This is a genomic window from Streptomyces sp. NRRL F-2664 (assembly GCF_000719345.1).
Classification (GTDB): domain Bacteria; phylum Actinomycetota; class Actinomycetes; order Streptomycetales; family Streptomycetaceae; genus Streptomyces.
In genome coordinates this window covers 1-20,641 of sequence record NZ_JOFX01000035.1, presented here as the reverse complement: position 1 = coordinate 20,641, position 20,641 = coordinate 1, and the positions used below count along the sequence as shown (strand labels likewise).

At 74.0% G+C, this 20,641-nt stretch carries 15 protein-coding genes, 1 rRNA gene and 2 pseudogenes; 5 read left to right on the top strand and 13 right to left on the bottom strand.

All coding sequences use genetic code 11. The annotated features are described in order from the left end of the window. The first annotated feature begins 12 nt into the window (after window positions 1-12). From IF89_RS0126185 to IF89_RS0126175, 3 genes are all read left to right on the top strand, one after another. Window positions 13-1,824, top strand: coding sequence for a glycoside hydrolase family 15 protein (locus IF89_RS0126185; RefSeq protein ID WP_030772933.1), 1,812 nt, complete (start codon window positions 13-15; stop codon window positions 1,822-1,824). A gap of 97 nt (window positions 1,825-1,921) precedes the next feature. Beyond that, entirely contained in the window at window positions 1,922-3,304 is a 1,383-nt protein-coding gene (locus tag IF89_RS0126180; protein WP_030772930.1) for an FAD-binding oxidoreductase, read from the top strand. 22 nt (window positions 3,305-3,326) lie between these two features. Beyond that, the gene (locus tag IF89_RS0126175; protein WP_030772927.1) at window positions 3,327-4,946 is read left to right on the top strand and encodes a PucR family transcriptional regulator; all 1,620 of its coding nucleotides are present in this window, start codon (window positions 3,327-3,329) and stop codon (window positions 4,944-4,946) included. 361 nt (window positions 4,947-5,307) lie between these two features. Here the strand turns inward: IF89_RS0126175 and IF89_RS38310 are convergent. From IF89_RS38310 to IF89_RS0126150, 5 genes and pseudogenes are all read right to left on the bottom strand, one after another. Beyond that, window positions 5,308-6,491 (bottom strand): annotated as a pseudogene (locus IF89_RS38310) (glycosyltransferase family 4 protein). A 179-nt stretch (window positions 6,492-6,670) separates the two neighbouring features. Beyond that, window positions 6,671-8,395 (bottom strand): DNA repair protein RecN, encoded by a 1,725-nt coding sequence (gene recN / locus IF89_RS0126165; RefSeq protein ID WP_030772924.1) that lies wholly within the window; start codon window positions 8,393-8,395, stop codon window positions 6,671-6,673. A 212-nt stretch (window positions 8,396-8,607) separates the two neighbouring features. Then, window positions 8,608-9,516 (bottom strand): NAD kinase, encoded by a 909-nt coding sequence (locus IF89_RS0126160; RefSeq protein WP_030772922.1) that lies wholly within the window; start codon window positions 9,514-9,516, stop codon window positions 8,608-8,610. Continuing rightward, on the bottom strand, window positions 9,513-10,328 hold the full coding sequence (locus IF89_RS0126155; protein ID WP_030772920.1) for a TlyA family RNA methyltransferase: 816 nt from the start codon (window positions 10,326-10,328) through the stop codon (window positions 9,513-9,515). Before IF89_RS0126155 ends, IF89_RS0126160 begins: the two co-directional genes overlap by 4 nt. Window positions 10,329-10,335: 7 nt before the next feature. Next, on the bottom strand, window positions 10,336-10,665 hold the full coding sequence (locus IF89_RS0126150) for a hypothetical protein (protein ID WP_030772918.1): 330 nt from the start codon (window positions 10,663-10,665) through the stop codon (window positions 10,336-10,338). 65 nt (window positions 10,666-10,730) lie between these two features. On the opposite strand from IF89_RS0126150, the gene IF89_RS0126145 reads away from it, so the two are divergent. Next, complete coding sequence (locus IF89_RS0126145) at window positions 10,731-11,078, top strand: SCP2 sterol-binding domain-containing protein (RefSeq protein ID WP_030772915.1); 348 nt, start codon at window positions 10,731-10,733, stop codon at window positions 11,076-11,078. Window positions 11,079-11,133: 55 nt separating this feature from the next. Here the strand turns inward: IF89_RS0126145 and IF89_RS49105 are convergent, their stop codons facing one another. The 5 genes from IF89_RS49105 to IF89_RS0126120 form a co-directional block, all read right to left on the bottom strand. After that, window positions 11,134-12,537, bottom strand: coding sequence for an acyltransferase family protein (locus tag IF89_RS49105; protein WP_051807648.1), 1,404 nt, complete (start codon window positions 12,535-12,537; stop codon window positions 11,134-11,136). Between the two features lie 107 nt (window positions 12,538-12,644). Further along, window positions 12,645-13,478 (bottom strand): ABC transporter ATP-binding protein, encoded by an 834-nt coding sequence (locus tag IF89_RS0126135; protein ID WP_078628522.1) that lies wholly within the window; start codon window positions 13,476-13,478, stop codon window positions 12,645-12,647. Beyond that, window positions 13,475-14,521, bottom strand: coding sequence for a FecCD family ABC transporter permease (locus IF89_RS0126130; protein ID WP_030772906.1), 1,047 nt, complete (start codon window positions 14,519-14,521; stop codon window positions 13,475-13,477). Before IF89_RS0126130 ends, IF89_RS0126135 begins: the two co-directional genes overlap by 4 nt. After that, window positions 14,518-15,576: a FecCD family ABC transporter permease gene (locus IF89_RS0126125; protein WP_030772903.1), complete on the bottom strand. Its 1,059-nt coding sequence runs from the start codon at window positions 15,574-15,576 to the stop codon at window positions 14,518-14,520. Before IF89_RS0126125 ends, IF89_RS0126130 begins: the two co-directional genes overlap by 4 nt. Window positions 15,577-15,619: 43 nt before the next feature. Then, window positions 15,620-16,750 (bottom strand): HAD-IIA family hydrolase, encoded by a 1,131-nt coding sequence (locus tag IF89_RS0126120; RefSeq protein WP_030772901.1) that lies wholly within the window; start codon window positions 16,748-16,750, stop codon window positions 15,620-15,622. Between the two features lie 87 nt (window positions 16,751-16,837). Between IF89_RS0126120 and IF89_RS0126115 the strand changes: the two genes are divergently transcribed. Beyond that, on the top strand, window positions 16,838-18,109 hold the full coding sequence (locus tag IF89_RS0126115; protein WP_030772898.1) for a DUF1015 family protein: 1,272 nt from the start codon (window positions 16,838-16,840) through the stop codon (window positions 18,107-18,109). A 111-nt stretch (window positions 18,110-18,220) separates the two neighbouring features. On the opposite strand, the gene IF89_RS38305 is transcribed toward IF89_RS0126115, so the two are convergent. From IF89_RS38305 to rrf, 3 genes and pseudogenes are all read right to left on the bottom strand, one after another. Further along, the gene (locus IF89_RS38305) at window positions 18,221-19,066 is read right to left on the bottom strand and encodes a tetratricopeptide repeat protein (RefSeq protein WP_199820564.1); all 846 of its coding nucleotides are present in this window, start codon (window positions 19,064-19,066) and stop codon (window positions 18,221-18,223) included. A gap of 138 nt (window positions 19,067-19,204) precedes the next feature. Further along, window positions 19,205-20,296: pseudogene (locus IF89_RS47865) on the bottom strand (hypothetical protein); the annotation flags it as partial. 51 nt (window positions 20,297-20,347) lie between these two features. Next, window positions 20,348-20,465, bottom strand: a 5S ribosomal RNA gene (gene rrf, locus IF89_RS0126105). Window positions 20,466-20,641 lie beyond the last annotated feature (176 nt).

Below are 20,641 nucleotides of genomic sequence, written 5' to 3'. Positions count from 1 at the left end.
GTTCGACTGGAGATGCACGTGTCCGGGCGCATCGAGGATTACGCACTCATCGGGGACATGCAGACCGCTGCCCTGGTCTGCCGGGACGGGGCGGTGGACTGGCTGTGCCTGCCCCGCTTCGACTCCCATGCCGTGTTCGCGAGCATTCTCGGCACCGAGGATCACGGCTTCTGGCGGATCGGGCCCGCGGTCCCGGCGGGTGCCGAGGCCCCGGCTGCCACCCGCCGCCGCTACCGGGGCGACTCGCTGGTGCTGGAGTCCGAGTGGGACACCCCGCGGGGCAACGTCCGCGTCATCGACTTCATGCCGCCGCGCGAGCACCACGCGCCGCAGCTGATCCGCATCGTGGAGGGCGTCAGCGGGCGCGTGCCCATGCGCTCCGCCCTGCGGATGCGCTTCAGCTACGGGCGGGTGGTGCCGTGGGTGCACAAGGTCGACGGGCGTACCGTCGCCGTCGCCGGCCCCGACTCGGTCTGGCTGGACACCGACGCGCAGACCTACGGCAAGGACCTGACGACGTACTCCGACTTCACCGTCGGGCCCGGCGACCGGATCGCCTTCAGCATCAGCTGGCAGCCCTCGCACCGCGGTGCGCCCGAGGCCCCGGACGCCGAGGCGGCCCTGGAGTCGACCGCCGAGTTCTGGCGCGAGTGGGTCGCGCAGTGCACGTACCACGGGCCGTACCGGGAGGCCGTGGTCCGCTCGCTGATCACGCTCAAGGCGCTCACCTACGGCCCCACGGGCGGGATCGTGGCCGCGCCGACCACCTCCCTCCCGGAGGAGATCGGCGGGGTCCGCAACTGGGACTACCGCTACACCTGGCTGCGGGACGCGGCGATCACGCTCTCCTCGCTGCTGCGCACCGGCTACCGCGAGGAGGCCCGCGCCTGGCGCGAGTGGCTGCTGCGCGCGGTGGCCGGCGACCCCGAGAACCTGCAGATCATGTACGGGATCGCGGGTGAGCGGGAGCTGGGCGAGACCGAGCTGGACTGGCTGCCCGGCTACGAGGGCTCCCGCCCGGTGCGGGTCGGCAACGGCGCGGCCGGCCAGCTCCAGCTGGACGTGTACGGCGAGGTCACCGAGGCCCTGCACCTGGGCCACATGACCGGCCTGGCCCGCAGCGACTACGCCTCGCTGCTCCAGCTCAAGCTGATCCGCTATCTGGAGACGCACTGGTCGGAGCCGGACGAGGGCATCTGGGAGGTGCGCGGGCCGCGCCGGCACTTCGTGCACTCCAAGGTGATGGCGTGGGTGGCCGTGGACCGCACGATCAAGCTGATCGAGAGCGGGGACGCGGACGGCCCGCTGGAACGGTGGCGGGAGCTGCGCGACGAGATCCACCAGGACGTGTGCGAGAAGGGCTACGACAAGGAACGCAACACCTTCACGCAGTCCTACGGCTCGAAGGAGCTGGACGCCTCGCTGCTGCTGATCCCGCAGATGGGCTTCCTGCCGCCGGACGACAAGCGGGTCATCGGGACCATCGAGGCGATCCAGCGCGAGCTGTCCACGCCCGACGGGTTCATCCTGCGCTACCCGACGGCGGGCGAGGAGGCCGGAGTGGACGGCCTGGAGGGGGACGAGGGCGCCTTCCTCGCCTGCTCGTTCTGGATGGCCGACGACCTGGCGATGATCGGCCGGGTGGACGAGGCGCGGCGGCTCTTCGAGCGGCTGCTGGCGCTGCGCAACGATCTGGGCCTGCTGGCGGAGGAGTGGGACCCGCGGCTGCAGCGGCAGGTGGGGAACTTCCCGCAGGCCTTCAGCCACGTTCCGCTGATCGACACGGCACTGCGGCTGACCGCGAGCGGCGCGTACGGCGGCTGAGCCGGGCGGCGAGGTGCGGTTTCCAGCGCGCCCCGCCGATCCTCCGGGCCTAGGCTGGAAGGGTCTTTTGCCCTCCGTCCGGTGGAAGGGGGCAGCCATGGCTCCCCTCTCGAAGGCGGGCGCGGCTCTGACCGCGCTCCGCGAGGATCTGTCCGGCGGGGTGTTCGCCCCGGAGGACCCGGGCTACGACGAGGCCCGGACCGTCTTCAACGCGATGATCGACCGCAGGCCCGCCGTGATCGCCCAGTGCGAGAGCACGGAGGACGTGGTCACCGCCGTGCGCTTCGCAAGGGAGCTGGACCTGCACATCGCCGTGCGCGGCGGCGGGCACAGCGTCGCCGGGATGGCCCTGTGCGACGGCGGGCTCGTGGTGGACCTGCGCCGGATGCACGAGGTGACGGTCCATCCGGCGGCCGCGGCGGCGCACGTCGGGGGCGGAGCCACGATGAGCCATCTCGACCGCGCCTGCCAGCCGTACGACCTGGCCACGACGGGCGGCCGGGCCTCCACCACCGGGGTCGGCGGCTTCGTCCTGGGCGGCGGCACCGGCTGGCTGGACCGGAAGTTCGGCCTGGCCGTCGACAACCTGCTGGACGTGGAGCTCGTCACGGCGGAGGGCGAGCTGGTGCACGCGAGCGCCGAGGACCGCCCCGAACTGTTCTGGGGGCTGCACGGCGGCGGCGGGAACTTCGGCATCGCCACGTCGCTGACGCTGCGTCTGCACGAACTGCCCCACATGTCCATCGCGTTCGTGCTGTACCTGCCCGAACGCGGTCCGGAGGCGGTGCGCGCCTACCGCGACCTGATCGAGACCGGACCGCCGGAGGCCTCCGGTGCCGCCCTCTACATCACCGCACCGCCCGAGGAGTTCGTACCGCCGCACCTGGTCGGCACGCTGCTGGCCGGGGTGCTGCTGACGTACGCGGGCCCGGAGGACGAGATGCGCAAGCTGGCGCAGCCGCTGCTGGCGATCCCCCACGAGTCCGAGATCGTCACCGCCATCCCCTACGCCGACCTCCAGTGCATGATCGACGACCCGCCCGGCATGCGGAACTACTGGTCGGCGGAGTACCTCACCGGCCTGCCCGACGCGTACGTCGACGTCTTCTGCGCCCGCGCCGGGTCGATGCCGGTCCCGACGGGCACCCAGCACCTGGTCTTCCCGCAGGGCGGCGCCGTCGCCTCCGGCCCGGACCACTACCCGGTGCCGTACCGCGGCGCGCCCTGGGCGGTGCACCCGTTCGGGGTGTGGGAGGACCCGGCCGACGACGACAGGTGCCGGCAGTGGGTCAAGGACGTCCGGTCCGACTGCGCGCCGTGGAGCACCGGGGCGGTGTACCTGAACTTCACCGGGAACGAGGGCGCGGACCGGGTGGTCTCCGGTCTCGGCAGCGAGAACATGCAGCGGCTGGGCGCGCTGAAACGGCAGTACGACCCCGACAACGTCTTCCGCTTCAACCACAACATCCGGCCGGTCTGACCCCCTGGTAGCGTCCCGCGACATGGACAACCAGGGCGGGATCACGGTTCAGCGGGCACTGGAGCTGCCGGGGCTGCGCAGCGGCCTGCCGGAGGTGGTGGCCTGCGCCGACCGCCTGGGCCGCACCGTGCGCTGGGTGCACGCGGGCGAGGTCCCGAACATCGCCTCCCTCCTCAAGGGCGGCGAGTTGCTGCTGACCACGGGGCTCGGCCTCGGGACCCGTCCCGCCGAGCAGCGGGCCTTCGTACGCCGCCTCGCGGACCGCGGGATCGCCGCGCTCGTCGTCGAGTTGGGGCCGCGCTTCACACGGCTGCCGGCGACGCTCGTGGAGACGGCACGGGCGGCGGGGCTGCCGCTGGTCCAGCTGCACCGGGAGGTCCCCTTCGTCGCGGTGACGGAAGAGGTCCACACCGAGATCGTCAACGGGCACTACGCCCTGCTCCAGAAGGCCGAGGAGGTCCACCGGCGGTGCACGGAGGCACTGTTGGGCGGCGGGGGCATCCCGCAGGTGCTGCGCATCCTGGCCGACTTCACGGCGAACCCGGTCTTCCTGGAGACCCCGGACGGGCAGTTGCTGTACGCGGCAGCCAGCTCGGCCGGGGACCCCGGCGCGGACCCGCTCCAGGTGTGGGAGGGTCTGCGCGGCCAGCGGGAGGCCGAACCGTCGGCGAACACGGTGGTGGTGGACGTGCCGGGCGGCGGCCACGGCACGGGCTCGGTGCGGGCCCGGCTGGTCCTGGTCGGGGTCTCGGGGCCGCTGCTGCCGGTGCACCGGATGGCGGCGGAGCGCACCGCCGGGGTGCTGGCGGTGGTCCTGATGCAGGCGCGGCAGGAGGAGGAGCTGGCGGCGCGCGGCCGCGGGGACTTCCTCACCGACCTCGCGGAGGGCCGCATCTCGGCGGAGGACGCACCGGCGCAGGCCCGGGTGCTGGGTTTCAAGCCGGGCGCGGGACCGCTGCTGCCGGTGGTCATGCGGCTGTCGGACCTCGGCCCGTCGGGGAACTGGGCCGTCCTGGCGCGGGCGGTCCTGGAGGAGCTGTCGTCCGTCGGCGTCCCGTTCCTGCTGGGGGTCCGGCCGGTCGAGGGGCGGGTGCCGCTGCTGGTCTCGCTGCGGGCTGAGTCGGAGCGCACGGCGGTCGCCGACCGGGTGGCGGCGGCGCTGCGGGCCGGTGTCGAGCGCGCCGGCCTGGACCGGGCCACCGCCCCGCCGGCCGTGGTCGTGGGTGTCGCGGGCGGCTGGACGGCCGCCTCGGCGGGCCTGCGGCACGCGGCGGAGACGGCGACGGCGGCGCACGGCCTGCCGGCCCGGCCCTGGTACGACGCCCGCCGCCTCGACATCGACCTGCTGCTGTGGCGACTGCGGGAGCACCCGGACCTGGCGGCCTTCGTGGACCGGGCGATCGGTCCGCTGCGGACGCACGACGCGGCGTCGCGGCCGCCGCTGCTGCCGACGCTGGAGACGTACCTGGCCCATGCGGGCCGCAAGGCGGAGACGGCGCGTGAGCTGCACCTGAACCGGCAGACGCTCTACAACCGGCTGGCCCGCATCGCGGAGCTGCTGGGCACGGACCTGGACGACCCGGAGACGGTCCTCTCCCTGAGCCTGGCCCTCCGCGCCCGCCGCCACACCACCCCGTCCTGACGCCCCTACGCCCCCGTCCCGCCCACTCCGACCCGACCGGCGCCGCCGGCGCCTGAGGCGCGGAGCCCCGCCCTCCCAGCCTCGCCGGCGTTCGAGGCGCGGGGTCCGGGGCGGAGCCCCGCAGCGGCGGCGCGGCCGGGGGCGGCGGGTGGCCCTGCGGGGCTGGTCCCCTACCCGCCCTTCCACCGTTCCCCGGGCGCTGCCCGGACCCGCGCATCAAGCGCCGGCGAGGCTGCATCGGCCGGCCCCCCACCAGCGCCTGAGGCGCAAGCCCGGGGGCAGAGCCGCACCACTCCAGCCCCGCCGGCGTTCGAGGCGCGGGGCGCGGGGCGGAGCCCCGGTGGGCGGCGCGCCGCCGGGGCTAGCGGCGTTGCGTCAGTTCGTCGTAGACCGACAGGACCTGCGCCACCGTGTCGTCCTCCGACGGCCACGTCGCGGCCTGGATGCGCCCCGCGGCGGCGAGGTCGGCCCGCCGGGCCGGGTCGGCCAGGAGGCCGGTCACGGCGGAGGCGAGGGCGTGCGCCTGCCCCGGCGGGACGAGCACCGCGCCCTCCCCCACCAGCTCCGGCACACCCCCCACCGCCGTCGCCACCAGCGGCACCCCCGCCCTCAGCGCCTGCTGCGCCATCAGCGCCCGCGCCTCCCAACGGCTGGGCAGCACCGCCACGTCCGCCGCCGCCAGCAGCTGCGCCGCGTCCCGGCGGCGCCCCAGCAACCGGACCGGGAGCGCCTCCGCCTCGATCCGCCGGGCCAGTTCGGCCCGTAGCGGCCCGTCGCCCGCGATCACCAGCAGCGGTGCCGGCTCCAGCGCCCGCCACTCCCGCGCCGCGTCAGCAGGACCGAGTACCCGCGGTGCGCCACCAGGCTGCCGACGGCGATGAGCAACGGCCTTTCCACAACGCCCAGTTCCGCCCGCAGCTTGCCCGGATCCGAGGACCCCTCCGGGGCTGCGGGAACCGCCACGGGCGCCAGCCGCGCGTCCCTCGCGCCGCGCTGGCGCGCGAGGTCCACGAGGTCCGAGGAGGCGCCGAGCACGACCGCGGCGGCCCGCGCCACGCGCCGTTCCAGTATCCGGGTCAGCCGTCCGAGCGCGCCCGGCGCCGCCGGGCCCTCGCCGTGCCAGCTCACCACCAGCGGCACCCTGCGCCCGCGTACGGCCAGCGCCGCCCGCAGCCCGGCCCGTACCCCGTGCGCGTGCACGACGTCCGCACCGGCGCACGCCGCCCGCAGCACGCTCGCCGCGTCGGGCGCGAACTCCGCCCCGGCACCGGTGAAGTCGTACTCGCCCTCCGCCCGGACGGGGCCGCACACCGTGACCCGTACCCCGCGCGCGGCGAGCCCGGTGGCGAGCGAGCGGACGTGCGTGCAACTGCCCGCGCCCGCAGCGCCGCCGAGCACGTGGACGGTGCGCAGCGGCGGGCGCCCGTAGGGCTGTGCCGCGACGGGGGTGGAGACCGGGGAGCTGCTCACGGGCCGAAGCTCCAGGGTGAGGGGAGTCAGAGACGTCGCCAAGAATGCCAGCCCGTACGCGCGTTCCGGGACCATATGGGTGCGGATCCTGTGCGAGATGGGCCCGGACACCCTCCGGGCTCACCCACACGGCTTAAGTGGAACCCGAAGAGTGACGCGCGGAACGGTCGGTTTCGGGCCCGAAGCGGTCTTTCACGGACAAGCGGAAGGCCCGGAACGCTGTGCGTCCCGGGCCCTCCGGCCGGTGTACGGGCTCACGCGTCGGCGCGCGCCGCAGCCAGCAGTTCCTCGGCGTGCGCCCGCGCGGAGACGGAGTCCTCGTGTCCCGCGAGCATGCGCGAGAGTTCGCGGATCCGGTCCTCGCCCTCCAGGACGGTGACGCCGCTGCGGGTGACCGAGCCGTCGTTGGTCTTCTCGACCAGCAGCTGCCGGTCGGCGAAGGCCGCGACCTGCGGCAGGTGCGTGACCACGACGACCTGCGCCGTCCGGGCCAGCTTCGCCAGGCGCCGGCCGATCTCGACCGCCGCCTTGCCGCCGACGCCCGCGTCGACCTCGTCGAAGAGGTACGTCGGCACCGGGTCGGTGCCCGCGAAGACGACCTCGACGGCGAGCATCACCCGGGAGAGTTCACCGCCCGAGGCGCCCTTGGCGATCGGCCGCGGCTGGGCGCCCGGGTGCGGGGCCAGCAGCAGTTCGACCTCGTCGGCGCCGGAGGGGCCGTAGGCGACCGGACGGCCGTCCACGTCCACTCCTTCGGGGTCCTCCGTCTGCCGGATGTCGATGGTCACCCGGGCGTGCGGCATCGCCAGTGACGCCAGCTCCTCGGTCACCGCGGAGGCGAAGCGAGTCGCCGCCTCCACCCGGGCGTCGGTCAGCGCCTGCGCCAGCAGCGACAGTTCGGAGCGCAGTCCGTCGCGCTCCGCGGTCAGCTCGGCGATCCGCTCGTCGTCGCCGTCCAGTTCCAGCAGCCGGGCCGCGCCCTGTTCGGCCCACTGCAGTACCGCGTCCACGGTGCCCTCGGAGCCGTACTTGCGGGTGAGCTGGGTCAGGGCGGCCCGACGCTCCTCCACCGCGGCGAGCCGCAGCGGATCGGCGTCGAGGTCGTCGGCGTACCCCGCGAGTTCCCCGGCGACGTCGGACAGCAGGATGCCGAGTTCCCCGATCCGCTCGGCGAGCGCGCCGAGCGCCGGGTCGTGCGACCGTACGGACTCCAGTGCCCGGTGGGCCCCGGCGACGAGCATGTTCGCGTCGATGGCTTCGGGGTCCTCGGGATTGCCCGCGAGGGCGGCGTGCGCCGCCTGGGCGGCCGAGGCCAACGCCTCGGCGTGTCCCAGCCGCTCCGCCTCGGCGGCCAGCTCGGCGTCCTCTCCCGCGACCGGCTCCACGGCCGCGATCTCGTCCAGCCCGAAGCGCAGCAGATCGGCCTCCTGGGCGCGCTCCCGGGCCCGGGTGGTGATCTCGTCGAGTTCGACGGCGACCGCGCGGAGCCTGCGGTAGGCGGATCCGTACTTCTCCAGCGGGACGGCGACGGCGTCCCCGGCGTACCGGTCGAGGGCCTGCCGCTGCCGGGCCGGCCGGAGCAGGCCCTGCTGGTCGGTCTGCCCGTGGACGGCGACCAGGTCGTCGGCCAGCTCGCCGAGCAGGCCCACGGGCACCGAGCGGCCGCCGACGTGGGCACGGGAGCGCCCCTCGGCGGACACGGTCCGGCTGATCAGCAGGGCGCCGTCGTCGAGCTCGGCGCCGGCCTCCTCGGCGCGTACCGCGGCGGGGGCGTCCGGGCGCATGACGATGCGGCCCTCGACGACCGCCGCCTTGGCCCCGATCCGTACCAGGGCCGGGTCGGCGCGACCGCCGAGCAGCAGCCCGAGGCTGGTGACGACCATCGTCTTGCCCGCGCCGGTCTCGCCGGTCACCGCGGTGAAACCGGGCGACAGCTCGACCACCGCGTCGTCGATGACCCCGAGCGACCGTATCCGCATCTCCTCAAGCACGGGACGACGATACCGAGGTTTCCCGAGTGCCATGTGACGTCACCCGTCCCGAGTTCTCCGAACGCGTGTGCTAATAATGCTCTCGCGACGAGCCCCGAACGGCAACACCGGGAATCCCGGCCGGGCTTGCGGGCGGTGAGGGCCGCCCGGCCCGGTGCCGCCGCCACGCGGCCCGGCCCCGCACGGCGGGCGCCGGGTCCTCAGTGCGGCGCGCCGCGCCAGCCGGACACCGGCAGGGCGAACTTCGCGACGAGCCGGTCCGTGAAGGACGCGTGGTGCAGCCGGGCCAGCCGCACGGGCACCGCACCCCGCCGGACCTCCACACGGGCCCCGGCCGGCAGCTCCAGCATGCGCCGGCCGTCGCACCACAGCACCCCGTGCGGCGTGCCGTTCTGCACCTCGACCGCCAGCACCGAGTCGGGCGAGGTCACCAGCGGTTTCGCGAACAGCGCGTGCGCGCTGATCGGCACCATGAGCAGTGCCTCCACCTCCGGCCACACCACCGGTCCGCCCGCGGAGAAGGCGTACGCCGTCGAGCCCGTCGGGGTCGCACAGACGATCCCGTCGCAGCCGAAGCCGGTCACGGGCCGTCCGTCGATCTCCAGGACCACCTCCAGCATCCGCTCCGGGGACACCTTCTGGACGGCGGCCTCGTTCAGCGCCCAGTCCCGGTGGACGACGTCGCCGTTCGTGCGCACGATCACGTCGAGGGTCATCCGCTCCTCGACCTCGTACGAGCGCGTCACGACCCGGTCCACGACCTTGTCCAGGTCGTCGCGCTCGGCCTCGGCGAGGAAGCCGACCCGCCCCAGGTTGACGCCGAGCATCGGCACGCCGGACGCGCGCGCGAACTCGGCGCCCCGCAGCAGGGTCCCGTCGCCGCCCAGCACCACCAGCAGCTCGCATCCGTCCAGCACCCCCGGCGTGGACTCGGTGACGAGCTCCACCTCGGGCGGCAACGGCAGATCCACCGCCTCGTGGGCGAAGACCCGTACGCCCAGCCCGCAGCGCAGCAGCCCCTTGACGACCAGCTCGGCGCTGCGGATGGCCGCCGGCCGCCCGGTGTGCGCGAGCAGGAATACGGTCCGTTCCCCCGAAGAATCTGTCACTGCGGCCCCTCCGCCACTGCACGGTCAACATCCGCCGGGTCGAGCGCCGGTGCCCCCGCCCTCAGCCACAGAAAGTACTCGACGTTCCCCGACGGCCCCGGCAGCGGACTGGCGGTCACGCCGAGGACCCCCAGTCCCAGATCGGCGGCCCGGGCCGCGACCTCGCGCACGGCCTCCGCCCGCAGCTCCGGGCTGCGCACCACGCCGCCGCTGCCGAGCCGGTCCTTGCCCACCTCGAACTGCGGCTTGACCATCAGCACCAGGTCGGCGTCCGGTGCGGTGCACCGCACCAGCGCCGGCAGCACCAGGCCGATCGAGATGAAGGACAGGTCGCCGACGACGAGGTCCACCGGGACGCCGTCGAGCTGCTCGACGGTCAGCTCGCGCACGTTGGTGCGGTCCTTCACGGTGACCCGGTCGTCGCTCTGCAGCGACCAGGCGAGCTGTCCGTAGCCGACGTCGACCGCCATCACGTGGGCCACGCCCGCCCGCAGCAGCACGTCGGTGAAGCCGCCGGTGGACGCGCCGGCGTCCAGCGCCCGGCGGCCCTCGACCTGCAGGCCCCGCGGCCGGAAGGCCGCGAGGGCGCCCGCCAGCTTGTGGCCGCCGCGGGAGACGTAGTCGGGGTCGTCGTCGTCCTTGAGGACGACGAGCGCCGCGCTGGTCTCGACCTGGGTGGCGGCCTTGGTCGCCGTGGTGCCGCCCACGGTCACCCGGCCCGCGGCGATCAGCTGCGCGGCGTGCTCGCGCGAGCGGGCCATGCTGCGGCGTACCAGTTCGGCGTCCAGGCGGCGGCGTGCCACTCCTGCCACGTTCGGTTCAGCTCCTGTTTTCGTACGGTCCGGGGACGGGCGGTGCGTCCAGCGCGGTCAGCGCCTCGCGCAGCCCCCGGTGGACATCCTCGTACACCTCGACGTGTCCGTCCGCCGCGAGGTGGTCCGCATCCGCCAGCCGGGCCAGATGCGCGTCCACCGCCACGTGGCCGGTGGGGGTCCGTACGACGCCCAGCGGCACGGGCCCGGCCGGCCCCTCGGCGGGCTCGGCCCCGCTCTCCGGCCCGTCCGGGGCCCCTGCCCCGGCCTCCGTCCCGGCCCCGGCCGCGGTCTCGCCGGGGGCCTCGGCCGGAGTCTCGGCTGCTTCGTCGGTCATGCCACGACGCTACCCCGAAGCGCCCCCGCGGCGACGCGCGGCTCTGCGGTACGGTCGTGATCACGATGGCTACGATCCAGGAGTGCCGTGCAGCACTCGACGAACTCTCCGGCAACCTCGCGCGGGCCGAGGAAGGCGTGCGCGGTGCGGCCGCCCTCGACCGCTCCCTCAGCTGCCACATCACCGACCTGGACCAGACGTTCACGGGCCGCCTCGAAGGAGGCCGGATCCGGGTGGACGCCGTCGCCCCGGGGCCGCCGGCCCACAAGGCGCAGATCCGCCTCGCCATGACCGGCGACGACCTGGTGGCGATGGTCGCGGGAGAGCTGAGGTTCGCGAAGGCCTGGGCCTCCGGCCGGGTCAGACTGGAGGCCGGCCTCCGCGACCTGGTGCGGCTGAAGAACTTGCTCTAGGGCGTCTCTTTCGGATCTTGCCGGCGCGGGTCGGGCAAGATCCGGGAGAGACGGCTCAGCGGCCGTCCCGCGAAGCGCCGACAAAGGGGGCGGGTTCCTCCCCGGCCGCCCGCTGGGGCGGGACCCCGCCGGCGGGGACCGCACCGGCCTCGGCCGGCGGTGCGCTGCGCGGCCACCGGCGGTCCGCGGCCCTCTGCACCCGCCGGCCGAGGCGCTGCATCGGCAGCTCGACCAGGCGGTACATCAGGTGGCTCGCGGCCAGCACCACGCCCAGGAAGACCGCTGCCCAGGCGATTCCGCCGAGCGCCGACGACGGCAACGGCGGAACCCCCACCAGCGGCCCGACCGTGCGCAGCAGCGGGAAGTGCAGCAGGTACAGCGAGAAGCTGATCGCGCCGAGCCAGGTCAGCACCTTCGGGAAGCGCCGCCCCCGAAGGAGGAACCCCAGCCCGAACAGCGCCCAGGCGGCCAGGTAGGACAACGACCAGGCCTCCCACCCCGAGGTCCAGGTGTGGTCCTCGACGCCGCCCCGGTTGTACAGCCACCCGACGAGCACACCCGCGGTGATCACGAACGCGCAGGCGAGCAGGTGCACGTACCGGCCGGACCGGCTGTGCTGCGCCCGGTACACCGCCGTCCCGGCGAACATCGTGGCGAAGATCATCCAGGTCTCGAACCAGGGAGCCCGGCTGTTGAAGGTGATCAGCACCAGGCCGAGGCCGGCGAGCAGTGCGGCACCCACCCCAGTCAGGACCCGGTGGCCGCTGAGCACGCCGGCGAAGCCCGCGAGGGCGATCGGCGTGACGATCAGCAGGAGCAGCCGGGTCGAGCCGAGCTCCGCGTTGAGGAGCTGGGTGCCGACGGCCGTGCCGACCACCAGGGCGGCGGCGGCGAAGGCGGCCGCGATGGCGCCGCTGTGGCGGTGCAGGCGGCGGGTGAACAGGGCGGTGACGAAGAAGTAGAAGATCATCTCGTAGCAGAGCGTCCAGGTGACGTTCATGCTGTTGACGACGCCGAGCATGTCCTGGAGCATCAGGCCGTTCGCGACCAGTGAGGCCAGGTCGTCCCCGGTGCGCAGCAGTGCGACCGTGCCGTCTCCATCCGGCAGCATCATGATCGAGACAATGAGGGCGACGATCAGGGCCGGGTGGATCCGGAAGATGCGGCCGATCCAGAAGGCCCGGACGTCGCCCCGCCGCTCCAGCGAGGCGGGGATGATGTAGCCGCTGACGATGAAGAAGAGCATCACACCGAACAGGCCCAGGTCGAAGGTGCGCCCGACGGCGTCCCCGAAGGGCACCATGTGCAGCACGTCGAAGTGGTGCAGGGCCACGACCAGTGCGGCGATGCCGCGCAGGCCGTCCAGCCAGCCGAGCCGGGTGTCCGGTGCGGCGGCCGGGACTGCGGCCGCGTCGGAGCCGGACGTCCGCCGGCCGAACGAGGGAATGAGCTTCTGCACCCGGAGACCCTAACCGACTCCGGCCGCCCCCCAGGGGCGGCCGGGCTGGTGCACGGCGCCGCCGGCCCGGGGCGGTCGGCGGGCCCCCGGGGGGTGCGCCGCCGCCGTCAGACCTCGGCGGCCTCGGCCCGGGCGCGCGAGCGCCGGGCCGCCGGGACCACCAGCGGCGTCCCCGTCTCCGGGTCGTCGATGACCTGGCAGCGCAGCCCGAACACCTTCTCCACGAGCTCCGCGGTGACCACCTCCTGCGGCGCCCCCTCGGCGATGACCTTCCCGCCCCGCATGGCGATGAGGTGCGTGGCGTAGCGGGCGGCGTGGTTGAGGTCGTGCAGCACGGCGACGAGGGTGCGACCCTGCGTCTCGTGCAGTTCGGCGCACAGGTCCAGCACGTCGATCTGGTGCTGGATGTCCAGGTAGGTCGTCGGCTCGTCGAGGAGCAGCAGCGGGGTCTGCTGGGCCAGTGCCATCGCGATCCACACGCGCTGCCGCTGGCCGCCCGACAACTCGTCCACCGCCCGGTCGGCGAGCTCGGCGACCCCGGTCGAGGCCATCGACTCCGTCACGATCCGCTCGTCCTCGGGCGACCACTGCCGCAGCAGCCCCTGGTGCGGGTACCGGCCGCGCGAGACCAGGTCGGCGACGGTGATGCCGTCGGGTGCGATCGAGGACTGCGGGAGCAGCCCCAGGGTCTTCGCGACCTTCTTCACCGGCATCGACCCGATGGCCTGCCCGTCGAGCAGCACCCGCCCCTCGGACGGCTTCAGCATCCGCGACAGGGCCCGCAGCAGCGTGGACTTGCCGCAGGCGTTGGGGCCGACGATCACCGTGAAGGAGTTGTCGGGGATCTCCACCGACAGGTTCTCGGCGATGACCCGCTGGTCGTAGCCGAGGGTCACGTTCTCCGCGGTCAACCGCTGCACTTGCGCACTCCTGAGGTTCATATACGTCCTGCCTTGCGCTCGGTGACGAGCAGCCAGAGCAGATAGACACCGCCGACCAGCCCGGTCACCACGCCCACGGGCAGTTGGTCCGCGCCGAAGGCCCGCTGCGAGGCCCAGTCCGAGAGCAGCAGCACCACCGAGCCCATGAGGGCGGCGGTCAGCAGGTTGGCGCCCGGCGAGCGGGTCAGCCGCCGTGCCAGCTGCGGCGCTGCCAGTGCGACGAAGCTGATCGGCCCGGCGGCGGCGCTCGCCGCCGTGGTGAGCAGGATGGCGGCCAGCATCAGCACCAGCCGGGTGCGCTCGACCCGGACCCCCACCGCGTACGCGGCGTCGTCGCCCATCTCGATCATCCGCAGGGCCCGGCCCTGCCCGAGCACCAGCGGGAACAGCACCCCGCAGGTCGCCAGCAGCGGCCACACCTGCGCCCAGTCCCGGCCGGCCAGGGAACCGGTCAGCCAGACCATCGCCCGCGAGGCCTCCACCAGTTGCGCCTTGGTGATCAGGTACTGGATGACGGCCACCAGCATCGCGGAGATCCCGATGCCCACCAGGACCAGCCGGTAGCCGTGGATGCCCCGCTTGTACGCCAGCAGGTAGACGGCGGCGCCGGCCAGCAGGCCGCCGAGCAGCGCGCCGGCGGCGACCTCGGTGGCCGAGCCGTTCAGCAGGACGATGACGACGAGGGCGCCCACCGCGGACCCGTAGGAGAAGCCGAGCAGGTCGGGCGAGCCGAGCGGGTTGCGGCTCACCGACTGGAAGACCGCTCCGGCCATCCCGAGGGCGGCGCCGACGAGCAGGGCGACCAGTACCCGGGGCAGCCGCAGGTCGTTGACGATGAAGTCGTTGGCGGGGGTGCCGTTGCCGAGCAGGGTCTGCACGACGTCCCACGGCGCGATGTCGAAGTCGCCGGTGCCGATGAGCAGGACGGCCATGACGAACGCGGCGAGGAGGAGCAGGGCGCCGACGGCCAGGGCACGCCGCTCGATCCGCAGCGACACCCCGCCCGGGAGCCGCACGGGGCGGGCTTTCGCGGTCACGGTCACAGCTGGGCCATCCTCTTGCGCCGGACGAGGTGAAGGAAGACGGGCCCGCCGATGAGCGCGGTGACGATACCGACCTGGAGCTCGGCGGGCCGGGTGACGACCCTGCCGACGACGTCCGCGCCGAGCAGCAGGACGGGCGACAGGACGGCCGAGTACGCCAGCACCCAGCGCATGTCGGGGCCGGTGAACACCCGCACGAGGTGCGGGATCATCAGGCCGATGAAGACGATGGGCCCGCAGGCGGCGGTCGCCGCTCCGCACAGCAGGGTGATGGCGAGCATGGCGCCGATCCGGGTGCGCGTGAGGTTCGCCCCGAGCGCCCGGGCCGTGTCGTCGCCCATCGCCATCGCGTTCAGCGGCCGGCCGAGCGACAGCGCGAGCACCGCGCCGACCAGCAGGAACGGAGCGACCTGCCGGACGGTGTCCATGTTGGCGGAGGCCAGCGAGCCCACCGTCCAGAAGCGCAGCTTGTCCAGCGCCTTGCTGTCCATCAGCTGCACGGAGTTGATGTAGCCGACCAGGGCCGCGCTGGCCGCCGTTCCGGCGAGCGCGAGGCGCACCGGCGTGGCGCTGCGGCTGCCGCCGAGCACGTACACGGCGACCGAGACGACCGCGGCGCCGAGGAAGGCCCACCACACGAACTCGCTCAGCGAACTCGCACCGAAGAAGCTGATGGCGGATACCACGGCGGCGGCCGCACCCGCGTTGACCCCGAGGATGCCGGGCTCGGCCAGCGGGTTGCGGGTCAGGGCCTGCATCACCGCCCCGGACAGGCCGAGTCCGAGGCCGACCATCAGCCCGAGGAGGGTGCGCGGGACCCGCAGGTCCCGCACCACCACGTCGGAGACGGTTCCCGAGTAGTGGAAGAGGCCGTGCCATACCTCGTCCAGGGGCATCTGCTTGGCGCCCACGGCGATGCTCACCACCGCGATCAGGGCCAGCACCACGAGGGCGCCGGCCAGTCCGGCGGCACGCGCGGCATGGCGTGGGCGGGCGACGGCGCCGGGCGGGGGCGCCGCGCTCGGTCCGGATTCAGGAGGACTCTCAACCAACACGCAGGTTAGGTTAGCCTAGCCTCCGCCCCGAACGGACCGCCGGTCACCTCTCAAGTCCCAGCCTGGCCAGCGCCTTCGCGGCGTCGAGGGTGCACACGTCCTCCCCGGCGGCCGTCCAGGCAGCGGCGCAGAGCGCCCGCAGGCCGTCCAGCGGGTCCCGGTCCCGTGCCCCACCGGCGCCCGTCCCGGCCGTCCCGCGGTCCGCTACCCCGCCCGCCGCGTCGCCCGTCCCGTCGTGGTCCTCGCGGTCGTCCTCGCGCAGTTCGAGCACGCCGTTGTTCAGCGCGACCGCCGTCCAGCCTCCGCAACGGAAGCCCTCGGCGGCCGGCTCCACCTCGGGCTGCCCGGCCAGCAGGCCGCGCAGGTCCCGGTCCACGTACGTCGGGCGGTGGCGGGGCTCGGCCCGCAGCAGCTGTTCCGCGTCGGTCACCCCGGTCAGCACCAGCAGCGAGTCGACCTCCCCGTTGAAGGCACCTTCGATGTCGGTGTCGAGCCGGTCGCCCACGACCAGCGGCCGCTTCGCCCCCGTCCGCAGCACCGTCTCCCGGTGCATCGGGGGCAGCGGCTTGCCCGCCACCTGCGGTTCCGCGCCCGTGGCGATCCGTACGACCTCCACCGCGGCTCCGTTGCCCGGCGCGATGCCCCGCGCCCCGGGGATCGTCAGGTCGGTGTTCGACGCGTACCACGGCACGCCGCGGTTGATCGCGTACGAGGCCTCCGCGAACCGGCTCCACGGCAGGTCCGGGCCGCCGTATCCCTGCACGACCGCCGCCAGTCCCTCCTCGTCGGCGGACTCCACCGGCACGAGTCCGCGTTCGCGCAGCGCGACCCGCAGCCCGTCCCCGCCGATCACCAGCACCTTGGACCCGGGCTCCACCTGCTCCGCGATCAGCCGGGACACCGCCTGCGCCGACGTGATCACCTCGGCCGCCTCCGTCGGGATGCCGAGCTCGCCCAGGTGCTCGGCGACGGCCTGCGGGGTCCGCAGGGCGTTGTTCGTGACGTAGGCGAGGTGCATGCCGTCGGCGCGGGCCGCTGCGAGGGACTCCACGGCGTGGCCGATGGCCCGCCCGCCCGCGTACACCACACCGTCCAGGTCCAGGAGCGCAGTGTCGTACGCCTGGTGCAGACTCTGCTCACACGCCGCCGGACTGGTCCTGATCTGCCGGGTCATCCTTGCCGCTCCTCACGTGAACGATCTTGTCCGATTCCCTACTGCCCCGATCATCCCGCATGGCGAGACGCGACTTACCATGCACCAATGACCACTTCTGGCACCGCGGAGCACGGACTGCGCCTGATTCCGTTCCATGGCCTGCGCTACGTCCCCGAGCGTGTCGGCAGCCTGGCCGCCGTCACCTCGCCGCCGTACGACGTGGTCGTGCGCCCCGACGGAGTCGACCACCTCGAGTCCGCCGACCCGCACAACATCGTCCGCCTGATCCTCCCGCAGGCCGGCACCCCCGCCGCGCGCAACGAACAGGCCGCACGGACCCTGCGGGACTGGCTCGCCGAGGGCATCCTGTCCGCCGACCCCGAGCCGGCGCTGTACGTGTACGAGCAGCGCCGGGCGGGGCTGCTGCAGCGGGGCGTCATCGGCGCCCTGGCGCTGTCCACCGCCGACGCCGGGATCGTCCTGCCCCACGAGGACGTCATGCCGGACGTGGTGACCGACCGGGCGGGCCTGATGCGGGCCACCTCCGCCAACCTGGAACCCCTCCTGCTCACCTACCGCGGCGACGACCCCGGCGCGGGCGCGGCGGGTGTCGTCGAGCGGACCGCGCAGGGCGCTCCCCTGCTGTCGACGACCACCGAGGACGGCTTCCAGCACCGGCTCTGGGCCATCACCGACCCTGGCGAACTCGCCACCGTCACCGCGGATCTCAGCCACCGCCAGGCCCTCATCGCCGACGGCCACCACCGCTGGGCGACCTACCTGCGCCTCCAGGAGGAGCACGCCTCCCCGACCGCGTGGGACTTCGGCCTGGTCCTGCTGGTGGACACCGCCCGCTACCCGCTCCAGGTCCGCGCCATCCACCGGATGCTGCGCCGACTCCCGGTCGCCGACGCGCTGGCCCCCGTCGCCGGCCACTTCCGGGTCCGCCCGGTCGACGGGCCGCTTCCCCTGGCCATGGACGCCCTCGCGGACGCGGCGGAACGCGGCAACGCCTTCCTGCTCGCGGGAGACGGCACCTTCCACCTGGTCACCGATCCCGACCCGGCCCTCCTCGACCGCACGGTCCGCCACGACCGTCCCGAGGCCTGGCGCCGGCTGGACGCCACCGTGCTGCACGCGACCCTGCTCGACGCCCTCTGGCAGGTTCCGGACGCCCCCGACCAGATCACCTACATCCACGACGCCGCGTCCACGGTGGCCATGGCCGAACGCCACGGGGGCACCGCCGTCCTGCTGCACCCCGTACGGGAGGAGGTCGTGCGCGACCTGGCCCGCCAGGGCGTCACCATGCCCCGCAAGTCCACGTCCTTCGGTCCGAAGCCGGCCACCGGCCTGGTCCTGCGCGGACTCGGCTGAGGCCTCCGGCTCCACCTGCGAAGAAGGGCGGTACCCCGGTCGGGGTACCGCCCTTCTTCAGGTGCGCTTCACCTCACGTGCCTTCGCCGCACTTCGGCGCGGCGAAGACGCTCAGGCCTGGTCGCCCCGGACGTCGGCGTCGGCCGCGGAAGGCTCCAGCGGCTCGTACTCCTCGTCGTCCTCGTCGTAGTACTCGGTGGCGTCGACGGCGCGCTCGGCCGCGGCGATCTCCGCCGGGTCCTGGTCGTCGTCCTCGTCGTCCTCGTCGTCCTCGTCGAGGTCCTCGGCGCCGTTCGCGTCCTCGTCCCCGTCGTCGGCCAGGTCGGCCGCGGCGTCGACGAACTCGACGCCGTCGAGCTCGGCGAGACGGTCGGAGGCATCGGTCGCCCCGTCCTTGTCCGCTTCCAAAGCCTTGCCGAACCACTCGCGGGCCTCGTCCTCGCGACCGGCCGCCAGCAGGGCGTCGGCGTAGGCGTACCGCAGGCGCGCGGTCCACGGCTGGACGGCGTTGGACGCCAGCTCGGGGCTCTGCAGGGTGACGATGGCCGCTTCGAGCTGCCCCTGGTCGCGCCGGGCACCTGCTGCGACCAGCCGCATCTCGACCTGGCCGGCCTTGTCGAGCTTCTGCACCTCGGGCTCGCCGGCCATGGCCAGCGCCCGCTCCGGGCGGCCGAGGCCGCGCTCGCAGTCGGCCATGACGGGCCACAGCTCGACGGAGCCGGTCATGCGCTTGGCGGCGCGGAACTCGGCGAGGGCCTCGCTGTACTTCTGCGTGGCGTAGGCGGCGAAGCCGGCGGCCTCGCGGACGGCGGCGACGCGGGAGGCCAGGCGGAGGGCGATGCGCGAGTAGGCATAGGCCTGCTCGGGGTCTTCGTCGATCAGGCGGGCAACCATGACCAGGTTCTTGGAGACCTCCTCGGCCAGGCCCTTGGGCAGGCTCAGCAGCTCCTGGCGCACGTCGGCGTCGATCTCGAGGCCGGTGACGTCCTCGTCGATGGGGAGCCGCTTGACCGGGTCGCGGTCGCGGTCCGCGCGGTAGCCGCGGTCGCCGCCGCGCTCGTCACGGCCGCGGTAGCCGCCGCGGTCCCCGCCCCGGTCGTCCCGACGCGGGTACGAGGGGCGGTCGCCGCCCCGGTCGTCGCGGCGGGGGTAGGAGGGGCGGTCGCCGCCGCGGTCGTCGCGGCCGCCGCGGTAGCCACCGCGGTCGTCGTCCCGACGCGGGTACGACGGACGGTCACCGCGGTCGTCGCGGCGGGGGTAGGAGGGGCGGTCACCACCGCGGTCGTCGCGGCCGCCGCGGTAGCCACCGCGGTCGTCGTCCCGACGCGGGTACGACGGACGCTCGCCCCGGTCGTCACGGCGCGGGTACGAAGGACGGTCACCCCGGTCGTCACGGCGCGGGTAGGACGGGCGGTCCCCCCGGTCGTCACGACGGAAGGAGGGGCGGTCACCACCGCGGTCGTCGCGGCGGGGGTAGGAGGGGCGGTCGCCACCGCGGTCGCGGCCGCCGCGGTAGCCGCCGCGGTCGTCGTCCCGACGCGGGTACGACGGACGCTCGCCCCGGTCGTCACGGCGCGGGTACGACGGACGGTCACCCCGGTCGTCACGGCGGACGCCGCCGCCGCTGAAGGGGCGGTCACCACCGCGGTCGTCGCGACGGGGGTAGGACGGCCGGTCGCCGCCCCGGTCGTCGCGCCCGCCGCGGTAGCCACCGCGGTCGTCGTCCCGACGCGGGTACGAGGGACGCTCCCCGCGCTCTCCCCGGTCGTCACGGCGCGGGAAGCTGGGACGGTCACCGCCCCGGTCGTCACGGCGCGGGAAGCTGGGACGGTCACCGCCCCGGTCGTCGCGGCGGGGGTAGGAGGGGCGGTCGCCGCGGTCGTCGCGACGGAAGGACGGACGGTCCCCTGCGCGGTCGTCACGGCGCGGGTAGGACGGACGGTCGCCGCCGCGGTCGTCACGGCGGTCGTCACGGCGGAACCCGCCGCCACCGCCGGAAGGGCGCCCGCCGCGGTCGTCGCGGCGGAAGCCGCCGCCACCACCGGCCGGCCGGCCGCCGCGGTCGTCGCGACGGAACGAGGGACGGTCGCCACCACGGTCGTCACGGCCCCCGCGGTAGCCGCCCCTGTCACCGCCGTCGTTGCGCCGAGGCTCGCGCTCCGGACGATCGTCGGGAGAGTTGGACATGGGTGTGACTCCTGTCTTCGGGGTACCGCTAGTCATTCTCGCGCAACCAACCCACGGCCGCGCTTCGGCGTACCCACAGGGTCCCCCCTGCAGTACCATCGGCGCTGAAAGGCTTAGCTTCCGGGTTCGGAATGTAACCGGGCGTTTCCCTAACGCTATGACCACCGAAACCCTATCGGTTTCGAGCGAACAAGCACACTTTGTAGTTATGTGTTCCAGCTCTAGAAACCAGCAACTGTTCGTTGCTTCAGAACTAACACAGTGGACGCGAGCAACTGAGGACAAGCCCTCGGCCTATTAGTACCAGTCAGCTCCACCCGTTACCGGGCTTCCACATCTGGCCTA